The organism is Pseudomonas sp. NPDC087803, assembly GCF_044742995.1.
GTDB lineage: Bacteria > Pseudomonadota > Gammaproteobacteria > Pseudomonadales > Pseudomonadaceae > Aquipseudomonas.
In genome coordinates this window covers 1-420 of the sequence record NZ_JBIUVO010000057.1, presented here as the reverse complement: position 1 = coordinate 420, position 420 = coordinate 1, and the positions used below count along the sequence as shown (strand labels likewise).

Below are 420 nucleotides of genomic sequence, written 5' to 3'. Positions count from 1 at the left end.
CCAGGCTGGCGAGCGTTTCGAACTGCCGCAGAACTTCTTCATGCGCGTGGCCATGGGCCTGGCGATCGAAGAGAAGCAGAAAGAAGACCGTGCAATCGAGTTCTACAACCTGCTGTCGTCCTTCGACTACATGGCTTCGACTCCGACCCTGTTCAACGCCGGTACCCTGCGTCCACAGCTGTCGAGCTGCTACCTGACCACCGTTCCGGACGATCTGTCGGGCATCTACCACGCGATCCACGACAACGCCATGCTGTCGAAATTCGCTGGCGGCCTGGGCAACGACTGGACGCCGGTTCGTGCACTGGGTTCGTACATCAAGGGCACCAACGGCAAGTCGCAAGGCGTGGTTCCGTTCCTGAAAGTGGTGAACGACACCGCTGTAGCCGTCAACCAGGGCGGCAAGCGCAAAGGCGCTGT

1 protein-coding gene is annotated in these 420 nt (G+C 60.2%); it reads left to right on the top strand.

What is annotated here, in order from left to right:
- The coding region (locus ACIOUG_RS21580) for a ribonucleotide reductase N-terminal alpha domain-containing protein (protein WP_401068559.1) at positions 1–420 on the top strand (420 nt) is incomplete at both ends.